Annotated in this window: 20 protein-coding genes, 1 tRNA gene and 1 pseudogene; 11 read left to right on the plus strand and 11 right to left on the minus strand. The window is 66.5% G+C overall.

Going from position 1 to position 24,268, the window contains the following annotated elements; translation table 11 throughout:
- The first annotated feature begins 500 nt into the window (after positions 1 to 500).
- The 10 genes from LXT21_RS42180 to LXT21_RS42225 all read left to right on the plus strand — a co-directional run bounded on the left by LXT21_RS42180 (position 501) and on the right by LXT21_RS42225 (position 9,178).
- Positions 501 to 2,015, plus strand: coding sequence for a tetratricopeptide repeat protein (locus LXT21_RS42180; RefSeq protein ID WP_254043901.1), 1,515 nt, complete (start codon positions 501 to 503; stop codon positions 2,013 to 2,015).
- Positions 2,016 to 2,022: 7 nt separating this feature from the next.
- Positions 2,023 to 2,316, plus strand: a complete 294-nt coding sequence (locus LXT21_RS42185) for a hypothetical protein (RefSeq protein ID WP_254043902.1) — start codon at positions 2,023 to 2,025, stop codon at positions 2,314 to 2,316.
- 3 nt (positions 2,317 to 2,319) lie between these two features.
- Positions 2,320 to 3,660 carry an AgmX/PglI C-terminal domain-containing protein gene (locus tag LXT21_RS42190; RefSeq protein WP_254043903.1) on the plus strand — a complete coding sequence of 447 codons (1,341 nt, stop codon included), beginning with the start codon at positions 2,320 to 2,322 and terminating at the stop codon, positions 3,658 to 3,660.
- A gap of 33 nt (positions 3,661 to 3,693) precedes the next feature.
- The gene (locus tag LXT21_RS42195; RefSeq protein ID WP_254043904.1) at positions 3,694 to 4,140 is read left to right on the plus strand and encodes a cyclic nucleotide-binding domain-containing protein; all 447 of its coding nucleotides are present in this window, start codon (positions 3,694 to 3,696) and stop codon (positions 4,138 to 4,140) included.
- Positions 4,141 to 4,227: 87 nt separating this feature from the next.
- Positions 4,228 to 4,788 (plus strand): hypothetical protein, encoded by a 561-nt coding sequence (locus LXT21_RS42200; protein ID WP_254043905.1) that lies wholly within the window; start codon positions 4,228 to 4,230, stop codon positions 4,786 to 4,788.
- 115 nt (positions 4,789 to 4,903) lie between these two features.
- Positions 4,904 to 6,169 carry a hypothetical protein gene (locus tag LXT21_RS42205; protein ID WP_254043906.1) on the plus strand — a complete coding sequence of 422 codons (1,266 nt, stop codon included), beginning with the start codon at positions 4,904 to 4,906 and terminating at the stop codon, positions 6,167 to 6,169.
- A gap of 46 nt (positions 6,170 to 6,215) precedes the next feature.
- Positions 6,216 to 6,830: a polysaccharide biosynthesis/export family protein gene (locus LXT21_RS42210; RefSeq protein ID WP_254043907.1), complete on the plus strand. Its 615-nt coding sequence runs from the start codon at positions 6,216 to 6,218 to the stop codon at positions 6,828 to 6,830.
- A 114-nt stretch (positions 6,831 to 6,944) separates the two neighbouring features.
- On the plus strand, positions 6,945 to 7,790 hold the full coding sequence (locus LXT21_RS42215) for a hypothetical protein (protein WP_254043908.1): 846 nt from the start codon (positions 6,945 to 6,947) through the stop codon (positions 7,788 to 7,790).
- Positions 7,787 to 8,734 carry an ATP-grasp domain-containing protein gene (locus LXT21_RS42220; protein ID WP_254043909.1) on the plus strand — a complete coding sequence of 316 codons (948 nt, stop codon included), beginning with the start codon at positions 7,787 to 7,789 and terminating at the stop codon, positions 8,732 to 8,734. Before LXT21_RS42215 ends, LXT21_RS42220 begins: the two co-directional genes overlap by 4 nt.
- Before the next feature lie 54 nt (positions 8,735 to 8,788).
- On the plus strand, positions 8,789 to 9,178 hold the full coding sequence (locus LXT21_RS42225) for a hypothetical protein (RefSeq protein WP_254043910.1): 390 nt from the start codon (positions 8,789 to 8,791) through the stop codon (positions 9,176 to 9,178).
- Between the two features lie 3 nt (positions 9,179 to 9,181).
- Here the strand turns inward: LXT21_RS42225 and LXT21_RS42230 are convergent, their stop codons facing one another.
- The 6 genes from LXT21_RS42230 to LXT21_RS42255 all read right to left on the minus strand — a co-directional run bounded on the left by LXT21_RS42230 (position 9,182) and on the right by LXT21_RS42255 (position 14,391).
- Positions 9,182 to 10,000: an inositol monophosphatase family protein gene (locus LXT21_RS42230; RefSeq protein WP_254043911.1), complete on the minus strand. Its 819-nt coding sequence runs from the start codon at positions 9,998 to 10,000 to the stop codon at positions 9,182 to 9,184.
- Between the two features lie 15 nt (positions 10,001 to 10,015).
- Positions 10,016 to 10,573 (minus strand): TlpA disulfide reductase family protein, encoded by a 558-nt coding sequence (locus LXT21_RS42235; protein ID WP_254043912.1) that lies wholly within the window; start codon positions 10,571 to 10,573, stop codon positions 10,016 to 10,018.
- A gap of 1 nt (position 10,574) precedes the next feature.
- Entirely contained in the window at positions 10,575 to 12,047 is a 1,473-nt protein-coding gene (gene mpl, locus LXT21_RS42240; RefSeq protein ID WP_254043913.1) for a UDP-N-acetylmuramate:L-alanyl-gamma-D-glutamyl-meso-diaminopimelate ligase, read from the minus strand.
- Positions 12,040 to 13,230, minus strand: a complete 1,191-nt coding sequence (locus LXT21_RS42245; protein ID WP_254043914.1) for a serine hydrolase domain-containing protein — start codon at positions 13,228 to 13,230, stop codon at positions 12,040 to 12,042. The genes mpl and LXT21_RS42245 overlap by 8 nt, the downstream gene beginning before the upstream one ends.
- Positions 13,227 to 14,126, minus strand: a complete 900-nt coding sequence (locus LXT21_RS42250; protein WP_254043915.1) for a S66 peptidase family protein — start codon at positions 14,124 to 14,126, stop codon at positions 13,227 to 13,229. Before LXT21_RS42250 ends, LXT21_RS42245 begins: the two co-directional genes overlap by 4 nt.
- A 192-nt stretch (positions 14,127 to 14,318) precedes the next feature.
- A tRNA-Asn gene (locus LXT21_RS42255) sits at positions 14,319 to 14,391 on the minus strand.
- A gap of 193 nt (positions 14,392 to 14,584) precedes the next feature.
- On the opposite strand from LXT21_RS42255, the gene LXT21_RS42260 reads away from it, so the two are divergent.
- Positions 14,585 to 15,733 carry an RsmB/NOP family class I SAM-dependent RNA methyltransferase gene (locus LXT21_RS42260; protein WP_407667103.1) on the plus strand — a complete coding sequence of 383 codons (1,149 nt, stop codon included), beginning with the start codon at positions 14,585 to 14,587 and terminating at the stop codon, positions 15,731 to 15,733.
- A gap of 541 nt (positions 15,734 to 16,274) precedes the next feature.
- Here the strand turns inward: LXT21_RS42260 and LXT21_RS42265 are convergent.
- The 5 genes and pseudogenes from LXT21_RS42265 to LXT21_RS42280 form a co-directional block, all read right to left on the minus strand.
- The gene (locus tag LXT21_RS42265) at positions 16,275 to 17,285 is read right to left on the minus strand and encodes a hypothetical protein (protein ID WP_254043916.1); all 1,011 of its coding nucleotides are present in this window, start codon (positions 17,283 to 17,285) and stop codon (positions 16,275 to 16,277) included.
- A complete protein-coding gene (locus LXT21_RS42270; RefSeq protein WP_254043917.1) occupies positions 17,282 to 18,715 on the minus strand; it encodes an AAA family ATPase in 1,434 nt (477 codons plus the stop codon). Before LXT21_RS42270 ends, LXT21_RS42265 begins: the two co-directional genes overlap by 4 nt.
- A 72-nt stretch (positions 18,716 to 18,787) precedes the next feature.
- Positions 18,788 to 18,907 (minus strand): annotated as a pseudogene (locus LXT21_RS45730) (AAA family ATPase); the annotation flags it as partial.
- On the minus strand, positions 18,900 to 20,873 hold the full coding sequence (locus LXT21_RS42275) for an N-6 DNA methylase (RefSeq protein WP_254043918.1): 1,974 nt from the start codon (positions 20,871 to 20,873) through the stop codon (positions 18,900 to 18,902). The gene LXT21_RS42275 and the pseudogene LXT21_RS45730, both read right to left, overlap by 8 nt.
- Positions 20,870 to 24,244, minus strand: a complete 3,375-nt coding sequence (locus LXT21_RS42280) for a DEAD/DEAH box helicase family protein (RefSeq protein WP_254043919.1) — start codon at positions 24,242 to 24,244, stop codon at positions 20,870 to 20,872. Before LXT21_RS42280 ends, LXT21_RS42275 begins: the two co-directional genes overlap by 4 nt.
- Between the last annotated feature and the right edge of the window lie 24 nt (positions 24,245 to 24,268).

Below are 24,268 nucleotides of genomic sequence, written 5' to 3' on the forward strand. Positions count from 1 at the left end.
CGGAGGTGGCCAAACCAGGGGCGTCATGCCGCGCACGCCCACGTTCGCTGCCCTCTCCGCCAGAGAATGGCCCCAGGCAGTGAGCGTCACGCGGCACCTGCCGGAGGATTCGGCCCTCATCGCCGGAGGTGGTCAAACCAGGGGCGTCATGCCGCGCACGCCCACGTTCGCTGCCCTCTCCGCCAGAGAATGGCCCCAGGCAGTGAGCGTCACGCGGCACCTGCCGGAGGATTCGGCCCTCATCGCCGGAGGTGGCCAAACCAGGGGCGTCATGCCGCGCACGCCCACGTTCGCTGCCCTCTCCGCCAGAAGGCCCCAGGCCGTGAGCCGCATGCCACGTGCACAGGGGTCCGCCACCCTCACCACCGAGGGTCCCGGGCAATGAGCGTCATCGCTCCCACGATTGGGGACTCGGTCCTCACCGCCGTAGGTGGCCAGACCGCGAGCTTCTTGCCACGCGCGCCCAGATCCGCTGCCCTCATCACTGGAGGGGCTCCGCCGTGAGCTTCGTGCCACGCACGCCCGGGGCCTCGGCCCTCACCGCGCTGTTCCTCTCATCGGGGCTGTGGTTGTCCGCGTGCACCTCCGCGCCGGAGACACGTCCCACGCAGGATGCGTCCGCGCCCATCGCCCAGGACACGGTGGCGAAGGCACCTCCCGTCGTCGAGCCGCCTCGTCGGAGCGCCGCCGAGGACTTCGACCAGGCAGTGGCCATCGCCCGGACGGGCGAGCTGACGGCGGCCGAAACAGCGCTGCGTGCCCTGGTGACGCAGGAGCCGAAGCTCGACTACGCGTGGACCAACCTGGGCATCGTCCAGGAGCGACTGGGCAAGCACGATGACGCGGAGCGCTCGTATCGCCAGGCGCTCGCGCTCGCACCCGAGCAACAGTCCGCGTGGGACTGCCTGACGCGCCTGTACGGCCGCACGGGCCGCTCCGCCGCGCTGGAGACGGAGCTGCGCGGGCTCCTGGAGACGAAGCAGGACTCGGTGACGCTGCGCACGGCGCTGGCCGTCACGCTGCTCCAGCAGAAGAAGCTGGAGCCCGCGGCCACCGAGGCGAAGCGCGCGCTCAAGGGCGATGAGCGACACACTCACGCCATGCAGGTCCTCGCGCAGGTGTACTACCGCGAGGGCAAGCACGAGCTGGCGCGCATGGTGCTCGAGAACGCACGCGACATCGCGCCCGCGGACGCCGCCACCCGCAACGCGCTCGGGCTGGTGTACCTGGCGCTGAACGTCAGGCCGCAGGCACTGGAGGAGTTCAAGGAATCCGCCAGGCTGCGGCCCGACTTCGCCGAGGCTCGCAACAACTTCGGCGCGATGCTCAACGAGGCACAGGACTACGCCGCCGCGGTGACGGAGCTGGAGGCCGCCGTGCGGTCCGCTCCAGACTTCGCCGCCGCGCGCCTCAACCTGGGCAATGCCTACCGAGGCACTGGCGACTTCGAGCGCGCCAAGGCCGCCTACGAGCATGTACTCGAGCTGCGCCCGCAGCAGCCCGACCCGCTGTTCAACCTCGCCATCCTGTACCTCGATGTGGAGCCCCCGGGCGGGGACCCCGTCGGGCGATACAAGACGGCGCTCACCTACTTCGAGCGCTACGAGGCCCAGGGCGGCAAGGACGACCGCATCCCCCAGTACACCAAGGATGCGCGCAAGAGCATCGAGCGTGAGGAGCGGCGCCTCGAACGCGAGCGCAAGGATCAGCTCCGCAAGGCCGCCGAGTTGGAGAAGGCGCAGAAAGAGGCCGCGAAGCAGGCCCCAGATGCCACGGTGACCGCGCCGGCCGCGAACGCATCGACGACCTCCCCCGCGAGCCCCACGCCCCCTCCCGCCCAGTCCGACACACACGCCCCCACGGACTCGGCCCGGTCACCCATGACACCCGGAACCACCGCCCCCAGCGCGGTGTCCCAGCCTGGAACCCAGGCCACTCCTCCTCCGGCCGAGAGCCCCCCTGCCCCCACGCCCGCGAAGGCCGGCTCGGGTAAGCTGGCCGACGACAGGAACTGAGACCTCCATGCGTGCCCTTCTCACCCTCTTCGTGCTGCTCGCCGCCGGGCCCGTGCTCGCACAGGACAAGTCCTCCGCCACGAGCACCGCGCAGCAGACCTCGGCCACCACCGAGGCCGCCGCCGCGAAGAAGGCCCCTCGCAAGGTCATCCGCCTGGACGCGCTCACCGTCGAGGGACGCATCCAGAAGCCCCAGGCCTTCTACATCCTCCCCCGCTCCAACCTGAGCTTCGACGAACTCAACCGCACGGAGAGCTTCGTGCCCAAGGTCGAGAAGAGCGTCGAGCAGGAGCCCTTCTAGTCCATGGCAGCCCCTTCGCCAGCCAAGCTGCTCCGCGTCGGCCTCATCCAGAACGGCCAGATCGTCGAGGAGCACCACGTCCGACGTGAGACCGTCACCATCGGCCACGACGCGCGCAACACCATCGTCCTGCCCGCCTCGGACGACAGGCCCGCGCGCTTCAGCGTCTTCGAGAACCAGGGCCAGCAGTTCCAGCTCGTCATCAACGAGTCCATGAAGGGCCGCGTCAACCTCGGCTCCTCCGACGTGGACTTCGATGCGCTGCGCTCCCAGGGACTCGCCTCGCGCCGCGGCGACCTCTACGTCCTGCCGCTGCAGGAGACCGCCCGCGGCAAGGTGGAGCTGGGCGACGCCACCCTCTTCTTCCAGTTCGTCACGCCCCCCGCCGAGGAGGACCGTCCGCTCCTCCCCTCGGACGTGCGCGTCAGCCGCTGGAAGACGATGGACCGCGTCTTCTTCGGCATCCTCGCCATCTCGCTCCTGGTCCACTTCTCCGGCGCCGCCATCATCCTCTCCGCCGAGGCGCCCAAGGAGCAGGAGCTCGCGTTGGATCAGCTCGATGACCGCTTCGTGCGCGCCATCATCCCCCAGCGCCCCATCGAGACGCCCAAGCCCACCGCGCCCGGCCCCGCCGAGGCCCCCAAGGAAGAGCCCAAGACGGCCGAGGCCGCCGGAGACAAGCCCGCCGAAGCGAAGCCCGCCACCCGGGCCGCCGCCGAGCACCACGCGGAGATGGTGAAGAAGGTCTCCGACAAGGGCCTCTTGAAGATGCTCGGCTCGAAGGGCTCGGGCACCGGCGCCTTCCAGGACGTGCTGGGCGGCGCCAACGGCGGCAACGACATCGTCGCGGCCCTCCAGGGCGCCGGCGGCGTGGGCGTGGCCAACGAGGCCTCCGTGGGCAAGGGCAACGGCCCCCGCGGCGGCGGCACCGGCACCGTGACGGGCATCGGCGAGCTGGGCACCCAGGGCGGCGGCAAGGTCGACCTGGGCACCAAGAAGGAAGTCGACGTGAAGGGCCGCGTGCAGGACGCCGCCCCGGAGGTCGACAGCTCCGACGTGGACCGCGACGCGCTCGCCCGCTACGTGCGCGCGCGCAAGGGCGCCATCCAGAGCTGCTACGAGAAGGAGCTCAAGCGAAACCCCAACCTCAAGGGCAAGGTGGTGGTGCGCTTCTCCATCACCCCCTCGGGGCGCGTGGGCGACTTCGACATCGACGAGAACACGCTCGGCAACGAGGCCGTGGCCAGTTGCATCCGCGCCGCCATCCGCGCCTGGGTGTTCCCCTTCAAGCCCGACTCGGACGCCACCGTTTCCTACCCCTTCGTCTTCTCGCCGACGGGGTAGGCTCCACGTCCGAGCCCGGGCTCCGAGGGGACCATGGAGAAGCTGGCCGTCATCGCCGCCTCACCGCTGTTCGAGATGCTCGCCCCCGAGGAGCTGTCCCGCCTCGCCGAGCTGGCGCGGACGTTCCACTACACGGCCGGCGAGGTCATCTTCGAGGAGGGAGATTTGGGCGACAGCCTCTTCCTCCTCATCCGGGGCCAGGTGGAGGTCGCCCGCAGGGGCCAGGACGGGTCGCTGCATCCGCTCGCGCGGCTGTCTCCCCCCGAGTTCTTCGGGGAGATGGGCCTCATCGACAAGGACCACCGCTCCGCCACCGTGCGCGCGCACACGGACGCCCTCCTGCTCCAGCTCACCGCCCAGGATTTGCGCGTCTTCCGACAGACCCACCCCGACGGGTTCACCTTCGTCGTCGTCAACATCGCGCGAAGCCTGGCTGCCCGATTGCGGGATGCCAATGCCCGGCTCTCCGGTAACCACTGAATAACTGGGGGGTTGTTGGTTTGACACCCCCCTCCCCGCCTTCTACGCTTTGATCCAATGGCAAGGGCCGGGAGAGCCGTGAGGCTTATGCGCACTGTCGGATGGGTCGCCGTCGTCGTCGCCACAGGAGTGGCCGCCGCGCAGGGGCCGGTGCCGTCTCCCCGAGCCCCCAGCGCTCCCCCCGCGCTCGAGAAGGCCAGCGAGGTGCCCGACACGCAGAAGCTGGAGCGCAGCTCCCAGGCGCTCGGCGTGATGCGAGACGTGCTCCGCCAGGTCATCGGCAAGGTGGAGGAAGCGCGTCGCACCAAGGACGTGGTGAAGCTCAACTGCGCCAACGAGAAGCTGACGCAAATCAAGGGACTGCTGCGCATCTCCGAGCAGGCCGACGTGTCGCTCCAGGAGTCGCTCACCCGGCGCGAGGTCTCCACCAGCGAGCATGAGTTCACCAAGGTGATGATCGCCCGGCAGAAGGTCGGCCAGCTGCGCTCGGAGGCCGAGGAGTGCATCGGCCAGCTCGCCTTCCGCACCGACGAGAACCTCTTCATCGAAGTCGAAGAGCCGGAGAACCTGCCAGGCGGTGATCCCACCCGCCCGCCGCCTCCGGACGTCGTGCTCGTCCGTCCGCCACCAGCCAGCCCCATCAATTAGCCCCCGTGTGCCTTCTGGCTCATCGGACGAGTCCCAGTCCTTTGTCGAACAAATCTTCGGCCCCTGAAAACGCGCGTGCTATGACGCCCCGAGTCGCGGGAAGCCAATCCAAGTCATGACGCTGCGAGGGACATTCTGGGGCACGGTCTGCGGGCTGGCGCTGACAGCGCACGCCGGCGCGGCCTCCGCCCAGGAAGCGATCTCCGCGCCCGCCACGGGCGGCAATGGCATCAAGGTGGGCAACGGCCGGCTGCACCCGTACTTCGAGCTGGAGACGCGGGTGGACAGCGGCGTGGGCTACTTCGGCCGCACCGAGGGAGAGAACTATCCCGGCGGCGTGTCGCCCGATTTGTCCGGTGAGGTCGCCCTGCGCTTCCGGCCGGGCTTCAAGCTGGACATCCCGTCGCAGAAGCTCGCGTTCAACCTGAACGCCAACCTGGACTACGTGCTCTTCACCGGCCTGATGACGCCGGGCTCGAAGGCGGCCTCGCACATGGAGGGCGCGGCGGACCTGTCCGCGCGGCTCAACCCGGAGGCTCCGCTGTCGTTGGAGCTGTCGGACCAGTTCGTGCGCTCGGACCGCACGCGCACGGCGGCCATCGCGGCGGGCATCCTGAGCCTCTACAACGAGGCCCGCGTGAAGATGCCGTGGAAGCCGGGCGGCGGCGCGGTGGAGGTGACGCCCAACGTCGCCTACGCGGTGGAGTTCTTCGAGCCTTTGGCCGCGCAGGCCCCGGTGGACTGCGGCGACGGCGTCTGCGACCCGGTGCGCGCGGACCGCTTCGACTACGGCAACCTGCACCTGGGGCTGGAGAGCCGCTGGCGCTTCCTGCCGAAGACGGCCTTCGTGCTCGACACGGGCGTGGACGTGCGCCGCTACTTCAACGACGGCGGACCGGACGCCCAGGTGCTGCGCGCGATGGTGGGCGTGGCGGGCCTGGTGTCCCCCAAGGTCGCGGTGACGGCGAAGGCGGGCTGGGGGCAGACCTTCGGTGACGTGAGCGGCGGGACGGTGATTGCCCAGCTCGAGGGCACGTACCTGTACAGCCAGACGCTGACCTTCAAGGGGGGCTACCTGCGCCTCCTGGAGCCCGTGGCGGCGTACGGCACGTTCCGGGATGACCGGGGCTACGCCGAGGCGCGGGCGCTGTGGGGCGGCAAGCTCACGGTGCGCGTGGCGGGCATGGTGGACTTCCTGAGCTTCGCCGGCAGCCGTGGCGACACGGTGGTGACGGTGGACGCGGGGCCCGAGTACCAGTTCCGTCCGTGGCTCACGGGCGCCTTCGGATACACGCTGAGCAAGCGCTCATCCAACGTGGATGGCGGCGGTCTGAACTACACGCGGCACGAGGGGTATGCTCGCCTCGCCGTGACGTACTGAGGGCCCGAGGTATCGGGGCCGCTCCCCTACCTGGCTTCCTTCCCGGATGAGAACGCTCCGCCTGTCCTTCGTCGTGCTCCTGTCGGGCGTGCTGTCCGCGTGCTTCGGCTCCGCGCAGCGCCCTCCTCCGCCCATGCCCACGCCCGCCGCGGAAGCAGGTGAGGCCCGCGCTGGAGGCGGCACGCTGGGGCCCGGCGATGTGGTGGAGGTGCGCGTGTTCCAGGAGCCTGAGCACTCGGGCACCTGGCGCCTGTCCCCCGAGGGCACCATCGACTATCCGCTGTGCGGCAAGGTGCCGCTGCGAGGGAAGACGCCCAGCACCGCGGCGGACGCGCTGCGTGAGTGCCTGGCGCGCTACGTGCGCAGGCCGCAGGTGTCGGTGCTGATTCGCGAGTACAACTCGCAGAAGGTGTTCGTCTTCGGCGAGGTGCAGAAGCCCGGCACCTTCACGGTGGATGGTGAGATGTCCATCGTCCAGGCAATCACGCTCGCGGGCGGCTTCACCAAGCTGGCGGCGAAGAACAACACGCTGGTGACGCGCGTGGTGGACGGACAGGAGCGCAAGATTCGCGTGCCCGTCGAGGACATCGGCGTGGGGCGGGAGAAGAACTTCATGCTCCAGCCCGGCGACATCGTCTTCGTTCCGGAGAGCTTCTTCTAGGCGGCCCCCCATCGCGGGCCTGTGCGGACTCGCCTCGGCGTTCCCACGGACCTGCGCAGGTCGCTTCGCACCCGTCTCGTCGCGGTGTGCTCGCACGGTGCAGACTGCGGGTGCATGCGCCACCTGGTGCTCATCGGCTCCGAGTCGTTTCCCTTCGTGCGCGACGTGCTGCGCGCACAGGCCTCACGCGCGGACGTGCGCGTCGTCGAAGTCGCTCTCGAGGAATGGGGCGGAGCCGTCACTCCGTGGCTGGAGGTGGTGGGCGGGCGCTTCCGAGCGGGGCTCGTCGGGCCGTGGGGTGAGCTGGAGTTGGGGCCCGAGGATGTCCTCTGGTGTCTGTCGGAGGGCGCGCTTCCTCCAGCGGAGAGCGACTATCTGCGCTCCGAGCACGAGGCCCTGCGCGAAGGCTTTCACACGTGCTGTCCCGCGCGCGTCATCAACCGACGCGGCCTGCTCTCGCCGCTGTGGACGACGGCGATGTGGCGGGTGCTCGCGCAGAAGCTGCCGATGCCCGAGGCCACGAGTGTCCTCTCTCCACCCCACTTCCACCTGGGCACACCGCCCGAGGATGGACAGCGGTGGACGCGCTGGCCCGAGGAAGTGGGGACGCGGCAGGGAGAAGTGTGGTGGACGGTGCCCGAGCCCGGTCCGCTGAGACAGGCCCTGGTGATGGGCTCGCACGTCACGCTCTGGCCACTGGAGTTCGAGGAGTCACCGCCCACGCTCCCTCCCGCGCTCGAAGCGGACCTCACACGTCTGGCGACGGACTGCGGCGCCGAGGTGCTCGAGGTCCTCCTGGTGACGTCGGGCACGCAGGATGCTCCACGTTGGACAGCCCTCCAACTGGGCACGTCGCCCGAGAGCCTGGAGCGACTGCTGGCGCAGGAGGACGCGGTGGCCCTGGCGCAGGTGGAGCGCTTCCTCACCGAGCGACTCACGAGCACGGAGGTCGCGCGATGATTCTCGTCATGGGGCCCGTGGATGAGCTGCTCACGGCGTTCTTCTTGAAGCACCTCACCGACACCGGCCGCGAGTACCTCTTCGTGGACGAGCGCCACCTGGGCGTCGACGTGCGCATCGAGTTGGAGCTGCCGCAAGGACCTCCGGGCCTGGGCCGGCTGCGCGGCGCGGTGTGCTTCCCCACGTGGCGTGTCGGGCTGGAGCGCATCTCCGGCATCTACTCGCGGCTGGGGACGGGCAACCTCGAGCAGGCCCCCACGCCGCAGGTCCGCGCCGAGCAGGCCCACGCCGCGGCGCTCCTGGACCTGTTCCCCGGGCCCGTGGCCAACCGCGCCACCGCGATGCTCTCCAATGGCAGCAAGCCGTGTCAGTACGCCGCCATCCTCGCCTCGGGTCTGCGCGTCCCGGACACCCTCGCCGGAGGCACCTGGGAGCGCTGGGAGCACTTCGCGCGAGGACTGGACGGAGACCCCGTCATCAAGTCCGTCAGCGATGAGCGCTCCCTGGTGAAGCAGGTGTCCTGGGAGGCCACGCGCGCCTCGGCCCGGCCCGGAAAGCCGCTGGCGCCGCACCAGTTTCAGCAGCGCATCCCCGGCAACAACGTCCGCGCCCACGTCATCGGCGCGCGCCACGTGCTGGCCTGCCGCGCGGTGACGCAGGCCCTGGACTACCGCCACCCCGACATGACGGGCCACGCGGTGAGCCTGGACGCGGTGGAGCTGCCCGAGCCCGTCACCCAGGCCTGCCGCAACCTCTCCCGCGCGCTCGGCCTGGACCTGGCCGGCATCGACCTCATCGAGCCTCCGGGTGGCTCCTCGCGGCCCGAGGACTGGGTCTGCCTGGAGGTGAATACCTGCCCGGGCTTCATGTGGTTCGAGCAGAACACCGGCCTGCCCATCTCCCGGCAACTTGCGGATTTCCTCTACGCCCCGTTAAACTTATGACGCTGTAATTTTCCTGGGTCATGGGAAACCCAGGAAGCAACGAGGGGGCATCACATGTCGAAGCAGTCGACCGAGGCGGGGCTGATTTCGTCGAGCGATCTACCGAAGCTGGCCGACGCGGGCCATGTCGCGGCGCCCACGGTGGGCCACAGCGCGGAGGAGCTGCGCCAGGCGGTGCAGGCATCGCTCGCGGAGCAGTGGTCGCTGATGGGCGTGGTGGATTCGGCGAAGAAGGCGTCGGATTTGGGCAAGAAGGCGGCGGACGCGCTCACCGACAAGGGCAAGGACATCGAGGACAAGGCCACGCAGGCGGAGAAGGCCGCCCGCGATGAGGCCCACCGCAAGATGAACAACGACAAGTCGAAGAAGCACGGCAAGGAAGTGGGGGCGCAGGGGGCCACCACGAACGCCTTCGCGCGGGCGCTGTCCGAGCTGCGCGGCTGAGCCTCAGGGGCGGGGCGTCCAGCCCAGCTCGTCGATGAAGTGCCTGGCCTCGGACAGCAGCTCCGGGGCCAGGGCGGGCGCGGAGGCGATGACGTCTCCGCGCATCACGCTGAAGGGAGCGCCCGTGACGTGGCGGATGACGCCTCCGGCCTCCTCCACCAGCAGAGAGCCCGCGGCGATGTCCCAGGGCTTGAGCCCGAACTCGAAGAATCCGTCGAAGCGGCCCGCGGCCACGTACGCCAGGTCCATCGCGGCGCTGCCCGTGCGGCGCATGCCCTGGGCGCGCAGCACGAAGCGGGTGAAGAGGCCCACGGGGCCCTCGGGGTTCTCGCGCACGTCGTAGGGGAAGCCCGTGCACAACAGCGCCCGGTCCAACCGGTCCACGGAGCTGGCGCGCAGGGGACGTCCGTTGAGCGTGGCGCCCTGCCCTCTCGCGGCGGAGAAGAGCTCGTCAAGCATCGGGGCGTACACGGCGCCGGCCACGACGCCGTCCTTCGACTCCACCGCGACGCTGGCGCAGAAGTGCGGTACGCCGTGGGCGTAATTGGTGGTGCCGTCGAGCGGGTCCACGAGCCACCGCAGGCCGTCCGAGCCCGCCGTGGCGCCGCTCTCCTCCGCGAGGATGGCGTGCGTGGGGTAGCGCAGGCGGATGAACGCAAGCAGCGCTTCCTCGGAAGCGCGGTCCGCGTCCGTCACCAGGTCGATGCCGCCCTTGAACTCGATGACGCGCTCGCGGGAGAAGCGGTCGGCGAGGATTCGGCCGGCCATGCGCGCTGCGATCTCCGCGATGCGGCGCAGCTCGGCGGGGCTCTCGTCAGACATGGGGATTCCTGAGGCTCACGGCGCGGGCTCTGCGAGCAGCGCCTCGAGCTCCGACTGGTACTTGGTGAGGAACTCCTCGTTGAAGCCCTCGTGGACGTGACGGACGACGCCGCGCCGGTCGATGAAGTACGTCGTGGGCATGCCGCGAACCTTGAGGGTGCGCTCGGCCACCTGGGCGTTCTCGTCGAGGAGGATGGGCAGACCCACCTTCACTTCCTTCAGGAACGCGGGGATGGCGCGCGAGTCCTCGTCGATGTTGAGCGCGTAGACCTTGAGGCCCTTGCTCGCGTACTCGCGCTGGAGGTTCTCGTAGAAGGGCAGCGCGTCCTTGCAGGGCTCGCACCACGTGGCCCACACGTCGAGCAGCACCACGCTGCCCTTGTCGCTGGCCAGGTCATACGGCTCGCCGCCCGGGTAGCGCTTCACCTTGAAGACGAGCGGCGCGTCGCCGTCCTCCGCGCCCTTCGCGTCGACGCCCGAGGGCGCCGGCTGCGTGAGGGGCGGCATCGACGGAGCACGGGCACAGCCGGCGAGCGACAGGGCACCGAGGACCATGGGCAGGCACAGGCGCATGTCAGGTCCCCTCCCCGAAGCGGACCTTCAACGTCGCGAGCAGCTTCTCGATGAAGCCGCCGAAGGCGCCGTTGCTCATGACCAGGAGGATGTCCCCGGGCTGTGACTCGCGGGCGACCAGGTCGACCATGGCCTGCACATCGGTGGAGCCCTCGGCGGCGAGTCCCTGCGCCTGGAGGTCGGCGACGAGCTTGCGCACGTCGAGTTCCTCGCCCACGGGCACCTTGTCGTGGCGCTCGGGCACCTTGAGGCTGGCGCGGGCCGCGCCGGTGAAGGCGTGGGCGTAGTCCTCCTGGTGGATGTTGCGGCGGCTGGTGTTGGAGCGGGGCTCGAAGATGGCCCACAGCCGGCGCGTGGGGTAGCGGTGGTGGATGGCGGCGATGGTCTCTCGCACGGCCGTCGGGTGGTGCGCGAAGTCGTCCACCACCAGGACTCCACCGGGCTCGCCGCGAGGCTCCTGTCGACGCTTCACGCCGCGGAACGTGGCCAGGCCGCTGGCGATTTCGTCGAAGGACAGCCCCAGCCCGCGCGCGGCGGCGATGACGCTGAGCGCGTTCTCCACGTTGTGCAGTCCGCCCATGGGCAGCGTCACGGTGCCGAGCACGGTGCCGCGCTCGACGACGTCGAAGCGCGCACCTTCGGGGCCGAAGGTGACGCCCTTGGGGACGTAGTCCGCGTCCGCGCCCTCCTTGGCGATGTACGTGACGACGCGGCCCTTGCAGCCCTCGCGCGAGAGCTTCACGGCGTTGGGGTACGCGGCACAGACGACGAGCTGTCCGTCCTCGGGGATGAGGCGCACGAACTTCTCGAACGTGGCCTCGTAGTGGGGCAAGTCCCTGAAGATGTCCGCGTGGTCGAACTCCACGCTGGTGAGGATGGCGGTGCGTGGGCGGTAGTGGAGGAACTTGGAGCCCTTGTCCCAGTAGGCGGTGTCGTACTCGTCGCCCTCGACGACGAAGTGCGCGCCCTTGCCCACCCGGTAGTTGCCCGCGTAGTTCTGGGTGACGCCGCCGACGAGGAAGGACGGATCCTTCCCCGCCTCGACGAGCACGTGGGCCATGAGGGACGACGTCGTGGTCTTGCCGTGGGTGCCGGCGACGACGATGGAGTGCGAGCGCTCGAGGAAGAGCGAGCCCAGGGCGGCGGGGAAGCTCATCTGCTTGAGGCCGCGCTCGCGCACGGCGGTGGCCTCGGGATTCACGCGGCGGATGACGTTGCCGATGATGACGAGGTCGGGGTTCGCCGTGTCCAGGTTCTCGGGACGGTAGGGCGAAGCGGCGGGGATGCCCCACGCCTTGAGCATGTCGCTCATGGGTGGGTAGACATTCTCGTCGCTGCCGGTGACTTCGTAGCCGGCGGCCTTGAGCATGCCGGCGAAGGAGCCCATGCCGGTGCCCGCCACGCCCACCAGGTGGACGCGGCGCACACTGCCGGGTTCGAGGGTGTCGAGGACGTTACCGTTGTCGTCAGCCATGCGTTCCCTGCGAGATGGCGGTGAGGCCGAGCGCCTCCACGACGAAGTCATGGAAGACGGGTCGGAAGTCGCGGATGCGCAGCTCCTGGCGGCCATTCGCCACGCGGTTGGTGACCAGCGCCACCACCAGCGAGCGGCGCAGGTCCACCCAGAGGCTCGTTCCAGTGAAGCCCAGGTGGCCGATGGCCCCCGGAGGTGAGTCGCCCACGAAGCGGCCCGCGCTGGAGCCCACTTGTGACGGCGAGTCGAAGCCCATCGAGCGCGTGCTGCCCGCCACCAGCGGGTCCGTGGCGAGCACGCGGTGCCACAGGGGCCCGGGAGCAATCACGGGGCTCGTCCCCGCGCAGCCCTCGAGCACCGCCTGGCCGAAGCGCGCCACGTCCACCGCGGTGCCGAACAGGCCCGCGTGTCCGGCGACGCCGTCCATCACCCAGGCGTTGTCATCGTCCACTTCCCCCAGGCGCGTGGGCGCGGAGGGCACGTCCTTCCACAGCGTCTCCTGTCCGGGCGCGGGCTCGCGGGGACGCGTGGCACCCGTGGGGGCTGGGGTGGAGTCCGCGGGGAAGTCGGTGAGGCGGTGGAAGCGGGCGGAGAGGCCGAGGGGCTCGGCGACGTGGCGGGAGAAGAGCGTGTCGAGCGGGGCGTTGGCCGCGCGCGCGAGGATTTCGCCGAGGAGGATGAAGCCCACGTCGCTGTAGGCCGTGCGCGTGCGAGGCGGCGCGGCGAGCGGCGTGGCGGCGGCGGCCTGGAGGACCTCGTCACGGACCTGGGCGCGCGTGGCCGAGGGGCAGGCGGCGTCGAGCAGCTCGGGGTGCTGGGTGAGGGCCTGGGCGAAGAACGGGACGAAGGGGGGCAGACCGGAGCGGTGGTAGAGCAGGTCCGCGACGGTGGCGCCCGCGTCGCCCACGGGGGAGCCGGGGAAGAAGCGGGACACGAGGGTGTCGGGGCCCACCTTGCCTTCGGTCCACAGGCGCAGGAACAGGGCGGTGGTGCTGACGACCTTGGTGAGCGAGGCGAGGTCGAAGCGGGTGTCGCCCGAGGCCTTGCCGGCGACGCCGCCGAAGACCTGGACGCCGCGGTGGAGGACGACGGCCTGGGCGGCGGGGAAGACGCCGATGCCCACGGCCTCGTCGAGCAGGGTCTGGAGGACGGCGACGGGGTGTTGTTCGGGAGGGGCGCTCATGGGCGCACGGCTCCTTCGAGGAAGGTGAGGCGCGCGGAGTCCGCGTCCAGGCGGACCTGGGTGCCGAGGGCCACGGGGTAGTTGAGGGTGCCGTGGCCGATGGGGAAGCCCGCGGCGCAGGGCAGGCCCGATTCCTGGGCGAGTCCCCGGAGGACGTCGGCGCTGGAGTACTCCGCGTTGCGCTCCTCGCAGGAGGTGAAGTCCCCGAGGACGATGCCGCGCACGCGGGAGAAGACGCCGGCGAGACGGAGCTGGGTCCACATGCGGTCGAGGCGGTAGGGGCGCTCAGTGACGTCCTCGAGGAGGAGCACGGCGCCATCGAGGGGCGGCAGGTACGGGGTGCCCAGGAGACAGGCGAGGACGGAGAGGTTGCCGCCGACGAGGTGCCCCTCGGCGGTGCCGGGGACGTAGGTGGCCGAGCCCGAGAGAGGTGGCGGGGGCTCGGGGGATTCGAGGAGGCGGAAGAAGTACTCGCGGACCTCGGGGGGCTGCTTGCCGAGCTGGGTGAGGACGGGCCCGTGGATGGAGACGCGGCCGAGGGCCTGGAGGGCGCCGTGGACGGACGTCATGTCCGAGAAGCCGGTGAAGAGGCTGGGGGCGGCGTCGGCGAGGGGCAGGTGCGGCAGGAGGCGGGCGCTGCCGTAACCGCCGCGGGCGCAGAAGGTGGCGCGGGCGGAGGGGTCCGTCAGGGCGTGGCCGAGCTCCTGGGCGCGGCGGGCGTCGTCACCGGCGAGGTAGCGGTGGACGGAGGAGATGTCGGGGCGGAGCGAGGGGGTGTAGCGCTCGGCGATGAGGGCGAGGCCGGCCTCGAACAGTGGGCGGTCGAAGGGGCCTGCGGGGGCGACGACGTGGACGGTGTCGCGGGGGCGGAGCGGGAGGGGCTTGAGCCAACGCACGGGCGCTTCATACCACCCGGGACGTGGGGGGCCTCTGGATTCGAGTCGGGGTGTCCGTCGGAGCACGGCTCCCCGGTCGCTCGAGGTCCCCTCCTCCGACACGGCAACCGCCCGGCGCCAGGACCCAAGCCCCTGGCTCGACGCGGGAAAGAAAAAAGGGCCCTATCGAAATCGATAGGACCCTTCGTTCAGCTCCCTGACGTGGACTCGAACCACGGACCTAGTGATTAACAGTCACCCGCTCTACCGGCTGAGCTATCAGGGAATATGTCCTCGCCGTGGTAACCGCGCCGCAGCGATGACGCGCTTTCTAGAGAACGGAGCCGCCCCTGTCAACAGTCCCGTTTGATCCGCTCTCCCGGCTCCAGGCCCAACCCTGGTCCGCGCTGGCGGGGCTTGCCCCGATTTCCACGGAGGCCCTCTCCCTCGTGCTCGCTGGCTCCCCAGCCGAGCGCGTCGTGGACCGCACACTCCGTGCCCACCGCACCCTCTCCAGCCCCCAGCGCCAGGCGCTCAAGGAGGTCATCTACAACGTCGCCCTCTGGCGCCGCCGCCTCGACTTCCTCCTGGGCCACCCCGACGCGACCCCGTCGCACCTGCTCTTCGCGTTCCTCCAGGGCCTCGCCCGGCTCCCAGCGTCCGAGGCAGCCGCCCTTGCTGGAATCGAGCCCGACCCGGTTCCGTCGCTGAACCCGGCCCAGCCCCCTTCGCTCGCCCTCCGTCACTCCCTTCCGGATTGGCTCGCTGACCACTTCGAGCGGGAACTGGGCCCGGAGGCCGAGGACTTCTGCGCCCACCTCAACGTCCCAGGCCCCATCACCCTGCGTGTGAATCCGCTCCGCGACTCCCGGGAAGAGCTGGCCATCCGCTTGCGCGCCGAGGGCCTTCTCACCCGGCCTGGTGCCTGGAGCCCGCTTGCCCTCCATGTCGACGGGCCCCGTCCCAACCTCTATGCGCTGCCTTCCCTCCGAGAGGGCCGATTCGAGGTCCAGGACGAGGGCAGCCAGCTCCTGGGGCTCCTCCTGGGTGCCCGCCCCGGAGAGACGGTCCTCGACCTATGCGCGGGGGCTGGAGGCAAGACGCTCCTGCTCGGTGCACAGATGCGCGACTCCGGTCGGCTCCTCGCCCATGACCGGGACCCCGAGCGGCTGGACCGGCTCCTCCAGCGTGTCTCCCGCGCGGGGCTGACGCGCGTCCAGGTCCTCAGAGCGCCCCCCTCCCCGGGCCTCGACGCCGACCGCGTCCTGGTGGACGCCCCTTGCTCCGAGCTCGGACCTCTTCGCCGCGGGCCAGATCAACGCTTCCGCGCCGCCCGCGGAGTTCTCACTCGATTCCCACAGCTCCAGCTCGAGTTGCTCCACCAAGCGGCGGCGCTGCTCCGCCCGGGAGGCCAGCTGGTCTATGCCACCTGCACCGTCAATCGTGCCGAGAACCAGGATGTCGTTACTGCCTTCCTGACCTCGCGCCCTGATTTCCGCCTCCTGCGCCCTGGCGCGGACTGGCTTCCCGACGAGTGCATTCGGGAGGACTTCCTCATCGTCACGCCCCACCTGCACGGCACTGACGCATTCTTCGCGGCGGTCTTGCAGCGCTCGACTGGGAAGTAGACACAACCTATCGACGACACACGCATGGAGACAGCCCCGGCTGAGCAAACTCAAAGCAACAGGCACCGCTCCACGTGGCGATGCAGTGCCACGACCAAGCCCCCAAAGGCGCAACCCACACTGCAACCGCATGCGCAAGCCAAAGGAAAGACAGACAGGCCCCATTTGACTTGTGGCGAACACTCCCTATCCACGGTCACCAGAAAGTCCAAAAACGGAGTCACACGGCATGAGCTGGATGCCCATGGTGTGCATCCGTCGAGATGATGCGGATCCACGAATCTCCCGGGCTCAGCCGAATCAAAACACACATCCACACTCTGGATTTCTGCCCTCGTCCATAGTTTGACTGGGGCGCACGCACACTCGACCAATCTCAAGGGCATGCGCGGCTACCGAGCACTCTCAATCCAGGGCTACTCGCCAACAGAAACATTACGTTGCCGAGCATGATGGCAACCCTCCCCGGTGTCCCAGAGTTTGAAGGTGAAGAAGCTGCGCAACTCGCCACCGCTCCCTGCCCTCTAGCTGCCACACAACCTCATCTTGGCCCACGTCGTCGGATAGCAGCGTTTTTGACTCCAGCACCTCGCCGGCGCTGGTCGTCGCCCTCGCTTACAGTACTCGCCAACCCTCGCACACCGACAAGGGTCGTGACGTCTTTGAATTCGAAATCATTTGTATTTCGCCAGACATACTGTGCATAACGCTTCTCATACATCTCACGCGAAAGCACATGAAGATCATCGGTGTGTTTCAACTTCTCGGAAGCCCCGCCAACGTCCAGTCCTGTGATGACGCCCACCCCTCCCAGTTCGGTGAGAATGTAGCGATTGTGATCCTTGTCACCTCCAGCAGCCGACCAGTAGCGAACAACTTTGACCCTGGTTCCAGACGGAAGAACCGAATCCAACGACTGGTGCAACGCTTGGCCATCAACTTCTCTACCCGTTAGGACTTCGATGCGCCCCGGCTTCTCGGCATCAGCGCGCTGGGCCACCACAGCGGAGACGATGCGCTCTAGTGTGGCGGTGAACCAGTCGCCCGCGCCGCTGCGCCGAGGCTCGAAATGTGGGTCCACCAGGACGAACTCCTTCGCCGCGCGAAGCAGCGGACCAAGCATATTCACGAGTGCGTCCGGATCTCGCGAAACAACCCGCGACATGCTCGCCTTCCACGGCGGAAGATCGTCCCAGATTACGTCCTCCGTGCATGCAGCGCCACCCGCCTCGACACAAATAATCGGCTGAAGTGATCGGCGGGCATGCTCGGCGAGCGCACTGGAGGGCCATTTCAACGGATCAACGTTTATGGGGGTGCGAAGGCTGGTCAACCGAGATAGATGTTCAACAAGAGTCGTGAGTCGCAGCTGATCGTTTTGAGAAAGGCTATCAAGGTCCTTTAGCGCAGCCCGACGCCATTCCACAGCAGAGGGTAATGCCGCAAGCACTCGCGGCGTCCCCAAACCCACGGTCTGTACAAAAAACGCGAGCGCCTGGCGACTAGTCCACCGCCTCAGAAGCTCCGGCTCAACCGCGAACTCGTGGATCACAGCAACTCCCGGACACGCTCGGCGAAGAAGCCGCGCGGCCACGGACCACCAAACTCACCGTCTTCGCGAATGGGTATTTCAATCACTCGCGAACCCCGTTCTCCGGGCTCTACGTACAATATCGCAACATCACTTGGCCGAAGTGCTCTGCCCGAGGTGACATGTTTCCCCTCTCGGATACGCCGCAACACGCGAAGCACCAAGTGCTCGCTGTGCGTTTCAAGCACGAACGTATTGCCACGTTCCAGAGCTCCCTCGATGAAAGCATCGGCAAGCTCCGATTGGAGGGCTGGGTGCACGTGCAATTCCGGCTGCTCTATAGCGACCAGTGCGTCACGAGATCCGAATGCAGAAACCAGGACTGGCAAGACTTGACTAATGCCAATGCCGACATCGCGATGGCCGACCAGCGTCTGCGAGTTGCGATCGAAGAGGCCCAGCGACGGCAACCCGCCACCTGCATTCGACCTTAATCCTTCAACGAAAGTGTTCACCAGCTTCGTCAGTTCCTGCTCGGTGTAGTCCGGGTCCTGAGCCTTCGTCGCGAATGCGTTCAGCTCCTCCTCAGTCGGATTTGAATCCTCGACATTCCAGTTCGTCAGCAGGTGTTTAAGGGGAAGATTTATGCGTTCTGCGGGTACAAGATGTTGCACGACGAGTTCGTAGTGCGTGCGCAGTGCCCCATCCTCGCGGAGCCAGCGGTTGACACGCGTGCGCACGCCTTCATCTGTGGCCAGAACGCGCCAAGCATAGGCCCCTCCGGCCACGTCCGTCTCCTCGATGACATTTCCGAGTAGACGAGGCGGATAGGTTCGAAGTGGTCCAAGATACTGCGTTTGGGACAACGCATCACGGACACTCTCGCCCAGCAGCGAGAAAAACGTTCCGAGCGCTTGGCAAAGCAATTTCGACTCATCAGTGAACTTCGCTGGGATGAGCTTCACTGAACCCTTTTCGCTGGTGCTTCTCTTCCCACGGACGGGCAGCCCGATGCTGACCGACGTCGGCACAAGCTCGTCACCGTGAATCCGGATAAGCGGTTCCAAGTACTCCAAGACATCAGAAATCCGCTTGACTCTGGACTCAAGGTGAGCCGCAAGACTTGGCCATACATCATCACCCGACAGGTCGAAGAGACGGAAATCGCCGCGTTCCCGTCGAGCGATGCGAAGCGCCACCTTCCCATCCACCGAAACGCGGATTCCGGCAACGCCACAATAAGGCGTATCCATTCGGGCCGAATCCGACGGCAACTCCCGTTGGTTAGCAAACATGGCACCAACCACAAACTCCACAGCAATTGGCGTCCGGACATTCACTCCCAGATGCGCAGCGAGGGGCGGGCTTGCGTCGAACGTGATTTCAATCTGAACCCTTCCCATCGCCTCCCGGCGATAAACAAACTGAGGGTAGCCTCCGAGGTCAATCACTTGCCCTCCGAGCTTTGTGTGATTTACGTCGTACCGCCCAGTGGCAGCTGCCTCATGCAGGTACGCCAGTGCGTGGATGATGCTCGACTTCCCGGCGCTATTTGGGCCAAACACCAACGTAAGCGGCCGAAATGGTACGCTCTGCGCGTCACGAAAGGCTTTGAACCCACCAACAGAAATCCCTCTAAGCATCGGACGAAAAGCCTCCCGCCTTAAACAGCACTTCCCACTCTGCGGTGGACATCTCGCTCACAAGCGTCGAGAGCCTCGCGACACTCGCTTGCAGCTCGCTTAGCCTCGATATCTTTTCAATCACCTGATGATGATCTGCGGGAATGGGCACCACGGAGAACAGCACCTCATCACTAGTGACACGCTTCAATGTCAGTCCATGCGCGGCGCGTTCCATTTCACGACGAAATGGCTCAGACCGCAACACTGCTGCAATGTATCGAGCTGAAACACTCACGCCAGGAAGCAACTGAAAGACGATGAAATCGGACGACGCAACTCCGTGCGAGTCCGCGACGAGCACCTTGCCGAGTCCGGGATTCAGCCGGAGAAACAGAATATCGCCAGCAGCGAACGGGATGGTGCTGGAGCGGTCTGCGGCCTCTGCGGCGCTGCGGCGGCGTCGAAGGCTGCCCGTGAAGGGCTCAATGTCCGCTGGCGTAACGAACAGACCGGCGGGGTCGTCTTCCCTGGCCGCAGCGCCACGCGACCGTTTTAACAACGTGTGGAGCGGCGTTAGTCGGACTTCCTTGTACACCGGTGGTCCGAGTTCCATCATCAACTTGTCTGTGCATTCGAGCGCAGCCGCAGCGTCAGTCTGCATCTGGGGCCAGGGACGGAGCTGCACCTCTCGCTTCGGTGCATAATGCTCAGGCTCAAGGACGTACGCATCGCGGCCAAGAAGTTCCAACTCAACTGTGAAACTCTCGTCCGAAATGTATCCTTCGCCTTCTGCTTCCTTCCAGCGCGAAATCGCCGCGTCAATCTCAGTAGAACCCGGAGAACTGCGACTCGAGGTTCTCCATTGGTGGAACCAGATGTTTCCAAATGGAGGGGCTGCTCGGCCGTGGAAAATAAGAACCGCCGGCTTCACCGCTGGTCCGCCAAGAAATCCGGGCGAGAGACCAATGACTCGCCGAAGCCCATATTCGCGGACGAGGCGTTCCCGAACGATTCTCATCCCCATGTTGAGCGAAAACAGGAAGCCGTACGGAACCACGACAGCAGCGACGCCATTGTTAGAAAGGGCTTCAGCCGCGAGGATTGAAAACACGACTTCTGCGCTATTCGATGGGAAGCGGACCGTCTCATCTGGCGCGCCGAACGCGAGACCGTTGACCGTGCTGCTGAACGGCACATCGGCCAAAACGACGTCAAATTTCTGATCGGCGATCCAGTCCTGAAAACTAATGTCGCCGACATCCCCCACTCGCAACTCCGCATTTGGCGCGCCGAGCAGCGCGAGCCTGAGTCGGGCGAACGTCACTGCGGATTCGGACACATCGATGCCGTGGACCTCTAGTGAGCCCGGAGCGAACCCGTCCGCAGAAGCGGCCACAAGCGCGTCGCCAAGCAGTGCACCAGTGCCACAGCCGAGGTCCAGAACGCGATTCCCTGATGTGGGCTTTACAAATGCTGAGATGATTTGTCTCAATGGTGCGGAGGTCTCAACGATGGGCGACCAACCCACGTACTCAGACGAGACCAGTCCCTCCATCACCGACTGGCGCTCCGCGAGCGACAACTTGGTGAGCAGCACATGGGCGAGCCGCCCCCGCGCGCGGCCGATGGCCGCGACGTCACGAGGCGTCGCAAACCTCTGAGCGAAGAATGCGCGGACGGTCCGCCCTTCGGCATAGCTCGCGAGGTAAGGGACGATGCGTTCAAGGAACGTCGAACCGAACTGGTCATCCGACATCGCGCGCAAGGCGTCCCACCGATACCTTGGAGGGAGGGCTGCCGCTGGAGTCACGCGTTCTGCATCTGACGAATCGTTGTCGTCGCTAAGCCACTTGAAGAACAGGAGCGCGCCCACATGCATCTGCGCAACGGCGTGGCTCTCTCCTGAAGTGAGGAATTCATTCATGAGGCCGCGGACGAGGTTCACTTGGAATGCGGCTTGCTTCCGCTTCGCCTTCTTCGTCATGCAGCCACCGCCGTTGAATTCACCCGTTCAATGACAGAGATGAGTTCCGAGACTTGCGCCTCACTAAACAGCGTCTGCGGCCCCTCTGGCGCAAGCTCGCTGAACGGCGACTCATAGAGGAGCGATGGATTAACCGAGCCGGAGTACGTCAGGTGTTCAATGACGAGTTCAATGAATTCATGCTGGCGCGCCGTGAAGGCGCTGCCCGAGATGAACTTGCTGAACGCCTCGCGGACGGCCACGGAATCAAGGCCCACCAGGGAACGGATGAAAAGTCCTAAGCCCTTGCCAGCCGCGCGCTGCAAATCTTCCGCCCGCGCGACACCGTTCTCGACCAGCATCTTCTCGAGTTCCTGTAGGTCCGTCGGCGACAGCGGCACCGCACGCTTGAGCTTCTGCACCGAGACATGGTCCTGCCGTACAGTGAGAAAGGCGCGCGCCTTGCGCCGTACCTGCTCCAGGTCCGTCGAAGGAAGGCTCCCGCCGACCTGCATCTCCTCCTCGCCTCCAACCTCCGTCTCGAAGTTAGTAATGAGAATGGTGCGCTTACTCTTCTCGATGAAGCGAACCAGAAGCCGGATCTTCTGTCGCACCTGCTCCAGCATCGGCACTGTCACATCCCGCCACCACTCGTCTCCAGCCACATCCTGAATAAGCGACATCTCAGACGCCACCATCGGGATGGCGGAGAGTTCCGTCAGCGCCTGCGCCACCTCTTGCACTTTGAGCTTCAGCGACTTGAACCGCGGCTCGGCCCGGAGAACCGAGAGCTGGAGGTTGAGGAGCAGCACATCGAAGCGCCGCGTCTCCTCGGGTTCAGACTCAGTGGCGGATGGCAAGCCCGCCACCTCCTTGCACACTTCCGAGAGCTTTTCATCCGGCAGGGCCGCCCATGCATTGCTGTCCTTGTACTGCTCCACGAGCTTTCGTTTAGGGCGGACGATAAAGTTCTCCACGTTCATCGCTTCCACCTCCCGCCGAAGCAGCTCCGCCGCCTCGTCACGAATGGCACGAAGCGCCTCGCGCTGCTCAGGCTTGAGCGAGCTCGGGACGTCGTCCAGCGCGCGTACCAGCCGCGCGCGGGTGACGAAAACGCGCCTCTTTACGCTGTCGCCGAGCGAGCCCTCGTCAGTCGGCGGATTCTCGCGGAAGAACTCGAGGTTTCCGCACCAGTCGAACAGGTAGAAGAACGCCTTGTCCTGGCCGGGGCCGAAGAGGTCCTTGCAAAGCCGCGTGCCCCGCCCGAGCATCTGCCAGAACTTCGTCTTCGAGCGCACCATCTTGAAGAAGACAAGATTCACGACTTCCGGCACGTCGATGCCGGTGTCCAGCATGTCCACCGAGATAGCGATGCGAAGCTCTGAGTCCTGCTTGCTGAATTCGTCGATGAGGGTGTCCACGTAGTCCACGCCGTGGGTGATGACGCGCGCGCACTTCCCTTTCAGCTCGGGGTAGTTCGCGTTGAAGCGCTCCTCGATGAAGCGGGCGTGCTGCCGATTCTTCGCAAAAATGATGGTCTTCCCGAGCACATCCCCGCCCGACACCTTCAAGCCCTTCGACATGAGGTGCTCAAGCACCTTGTCCACGGTGTCGATGTTGAAGAGCCAGCTGTTAAGCGCTTCCTTGTCGACGAAGGCGGGCGGCCCGCCCTCATCCCACTCAAGCGCATCCCATTTCTCCTGCTCCTCCTCCGAAAGCTCATCGTAGGTGATGCCGTGCTGGAGGAACTTCTCCCGAATGGCGATGCCCCTCATGGGGACGAGGTAGCCGTCCTTCACTGCCTGGTCGAGGTCATACGCGTCTGTGGGGACACCCTTCTCAAGGTCGAAAAGGTCGTAGGTATTCCGGTCGATTTCCGCCTTCGGCGTGGCGGTGAGTCCGATGAGCAGCGCATCGAAGTACTCAAAGATGGCTCGGTACTTCTGGAACACTGACCGGTGCGCCTCGTCGATGACGACGAGGTCGAAGTACCCGACACCGAAACGACGCGTTCCGCCCGCCCGCTCTTCGATGAGCCCCATCATTGTAGGGTATGTGGAGACATAGACGCGGCCGCTCCCCTCGGGGTTGGTGAGCAGATTCACCGGAGGTGAGTCGGGCAGGTGCTTCGTAAACTCCCTCGCCGCCTGCTTCACCAGGGCTTTTCTGTCCGCGAGGAACAGCACGCGCTTGGCCCAGTTGCAGCGCATGAGGAGCTCGGTGAGCGCGATAACGGTGCGCGTCTTCCCCGAGCCGGTGGCCATGACGAGTAGCGCCTTTCGCGACTTCGCCTCGAAGTCCTCCGCGACTTTGCGGATGGCGCGGTCCTGGTAGTAGCGCTCAACGATGGCTGTCTTCACCGGCGCGTGGCGGAGTTCCTTCCGCACGGTTCGGCGCTGGATGAGGAGCTCCAACTCATCCTTCCTGTAGAAGCCCTGTACCGACCGTTGGGGGTCGTAGGTGTCATTCCAAAGGAAGTGCTCGTAGCCGTTCGAGCAGAAGATGACCGGACGCTGGCTGAACTGCTTCTCGAGGCAGTCCGCGTAAAGCGTCGCCTGCTGCTGACCCGCGAGGGCATCTTTCGTGGTTCGCTTTGCTTCCACCAGCGCGAGCGGCTTTCCGTCATCGCCCCACAGCACATAGTCGACGAGCCCCTCGCCCGAGGCGTTCGGCATTCCATTCACCGGGAACTCGATGTCCTTGCCCGTCACGCGGGCCGTCCACCCCGCCTCAGAGAGAAGAAAGTCGATGAGGGCCGAGCGTGTCTCCGCCTCGCCATAGTCATGCGTGTCCGGCTTCTTCTGATTAACCGCCTTCGCCCACGCAACTTCCTCGCGCAGTTGGACCAACTCCGCATCAAGCTCGGATTTGCTGAGAAGGAGCTCCGTCAGCTTCTCATCCTTCTCCCGGAGCTTCGCCTCGAACGCCAGAAGCTCCGCGGCGGTCTGCCGGTGCGCCTCGTTCTCCTTCGGCAGCTTCGACTCGTCGAGGACGAGGCTCGGGTGCGGCCGGTCGCCTTGCGCGTATGTGCGCACCACCCAGTAGGCGAGGTGAAAGAGCTCACGGACCGCGCGGATGCTGTCGTATAGCGACACCGGCCGCGTGCTATGCACGGCGTTGTTGCCTAATGAGACAACGAGTTTCGCCTTGGCGAAGAGCGTATCTCCCAGCGTACTGCGGAACTTGGGCGTGTGAAGCAGCGATGAGAGCTGATTGCTGTACGGCATCCCGAAGCTAGAGTCGTGCTTATAGAGCCACTGGACGAGGAGTTCCAGGGAACGCCGTGCGTAAAAGCAGGCCGTTCGCGGGTCCGGATGCGCAAACTCCTCTGCCTTTCTAGCCGCTTCGAACGGCAGCGGCCACTCCGCTTTCAGGAATTGGAACTGGCTCATGTGCGGTGTGTCCTCGGATAGAAG

Source organism: Myxococcus guangdongensis (assembly GCF_024198255.1).
Lineage (GTDB): Bacteria > Myxococcota > Myxococcia > Myxococcales > Myxococcaceae > Myxococcus > Myxococcus guangdongensis.

What these genes read in the sequence shown, in the direction of transcription:
- LXT21_RS42185 (WP_254043902.1), top strand. Translation starts at nt 2,023, where the DNA reads ATGCGTGCCCTTCTCACCCTCTTCGTGCTGCTCGCCGCCGGGCCCGTG.
- LXT21_RS42190 (WP_254043903.1), top strand. Translation starts at nt 2,320, where the DNA reads ATGGCAGCCCCTTCGCCAGCCAAGCTGCTCCGCGTCGGCCTCATCCAG.
- LXT21_RS42195 (WP_254043904.1), top strand. Translation starts at nt 3,694, where the DNA reads ATGGAGAAGCTGGCCGTCATCGCCGCCTCACCGCTGTTCGAGATGCTC.
- LXT21_RS42200 (WP_254043905.1), top strand. Translation starts at nt 4,228, where the DNA reads ATGCGCACTGTCGGATGGGTCGCCGTCGTCGTCGCCACAGGAGTGGCC.
- LXT21_RS42205 (WP_254043906.1), top strand. Translation starts at nt 4,904, where the DNA reads ATGACGCTGCGAGGGACATTCTGGGGCACGGTCTGCGGGCTGGCGCTG.
- LXT21_RS42210 (WP_254043907.1), top strand. Translation starts at nt 6,216, where the DNA reads ATGAGAACGCTCCGCCTGTCCTTCGTCGTGCTCCTGTCGGGCGTGCTG.
- LXT21_RS42215 (WP_254043908.1), top strand. Translation starts at nt 6,945, where the DNA reads ATGCGCCACCTGGTGCTCATCGGCTCCGAGTCGTTTCCCTTCGTGCGC.
- LXT21_RS42220 (WP_254043909.1), top strand. Translation starts at nt 7,787, where the DNA reads ATGATTCTCGTCATGGGGCCCGTGGATGAGCTGCTCACGGCGTTCTTC.
- LXT21_RS42225 (WP_254043910.1), top strand. Translation starts at nt 8,789, where the DNA reads ATGTCGAAGCAGTCGACCGAGGCGGGGCTGATTTCGTCGAGCGATCTA.
- LXT21_RS42230 (WP_254043911.1), bottom strand. Translation starts at nt 10,000, where the DNA reads ATGTCTGACGAGAGCCCCGCCGAGCTGCGCCGCATCGCGGAGATCGCA.
- LXT21_RS42235 (WP_254043912.1), bottom strand. Translation starts at nt 10,573, where the DNA reads ATGCGCCTGTGCCTGCCCATGGTCCTCGGTGCCCTGTCGCTCGCCGGC.
- mpl (WP_254043913.1), bottom strand. Translation starts at nt 12,047, where the DNA reads ATGGCTGACGACAACGGTAACGTCCTCGACACCCTCGAACCCGGCAGT.
- LXT21_RS42245 (WP_254043914.1), bottom strand. Translation starts at nt 13,230, where the DNA reads ATGAGCGCCCCTCCCGAACAACACCCCGTCGCCGTCCTCCAGACCCTG.
- LXT21_RS42275 (WP_254043918.1), bottom strand. Translation starts at nt 20,873, where the DNA reads ATGACGAAGAAGGCGAAGCGGAAGCAAGCCGCATTCCAAGTGAACCTC.
- LXT21_RS42280 (WP_254043919.1), bottom strand. Translation starts at nt 24,244, where the DNA reads ATGAGCCAGTTCCAATTCCTGAAAGCGGAGTGGCCGCTGCCGTTCGAA.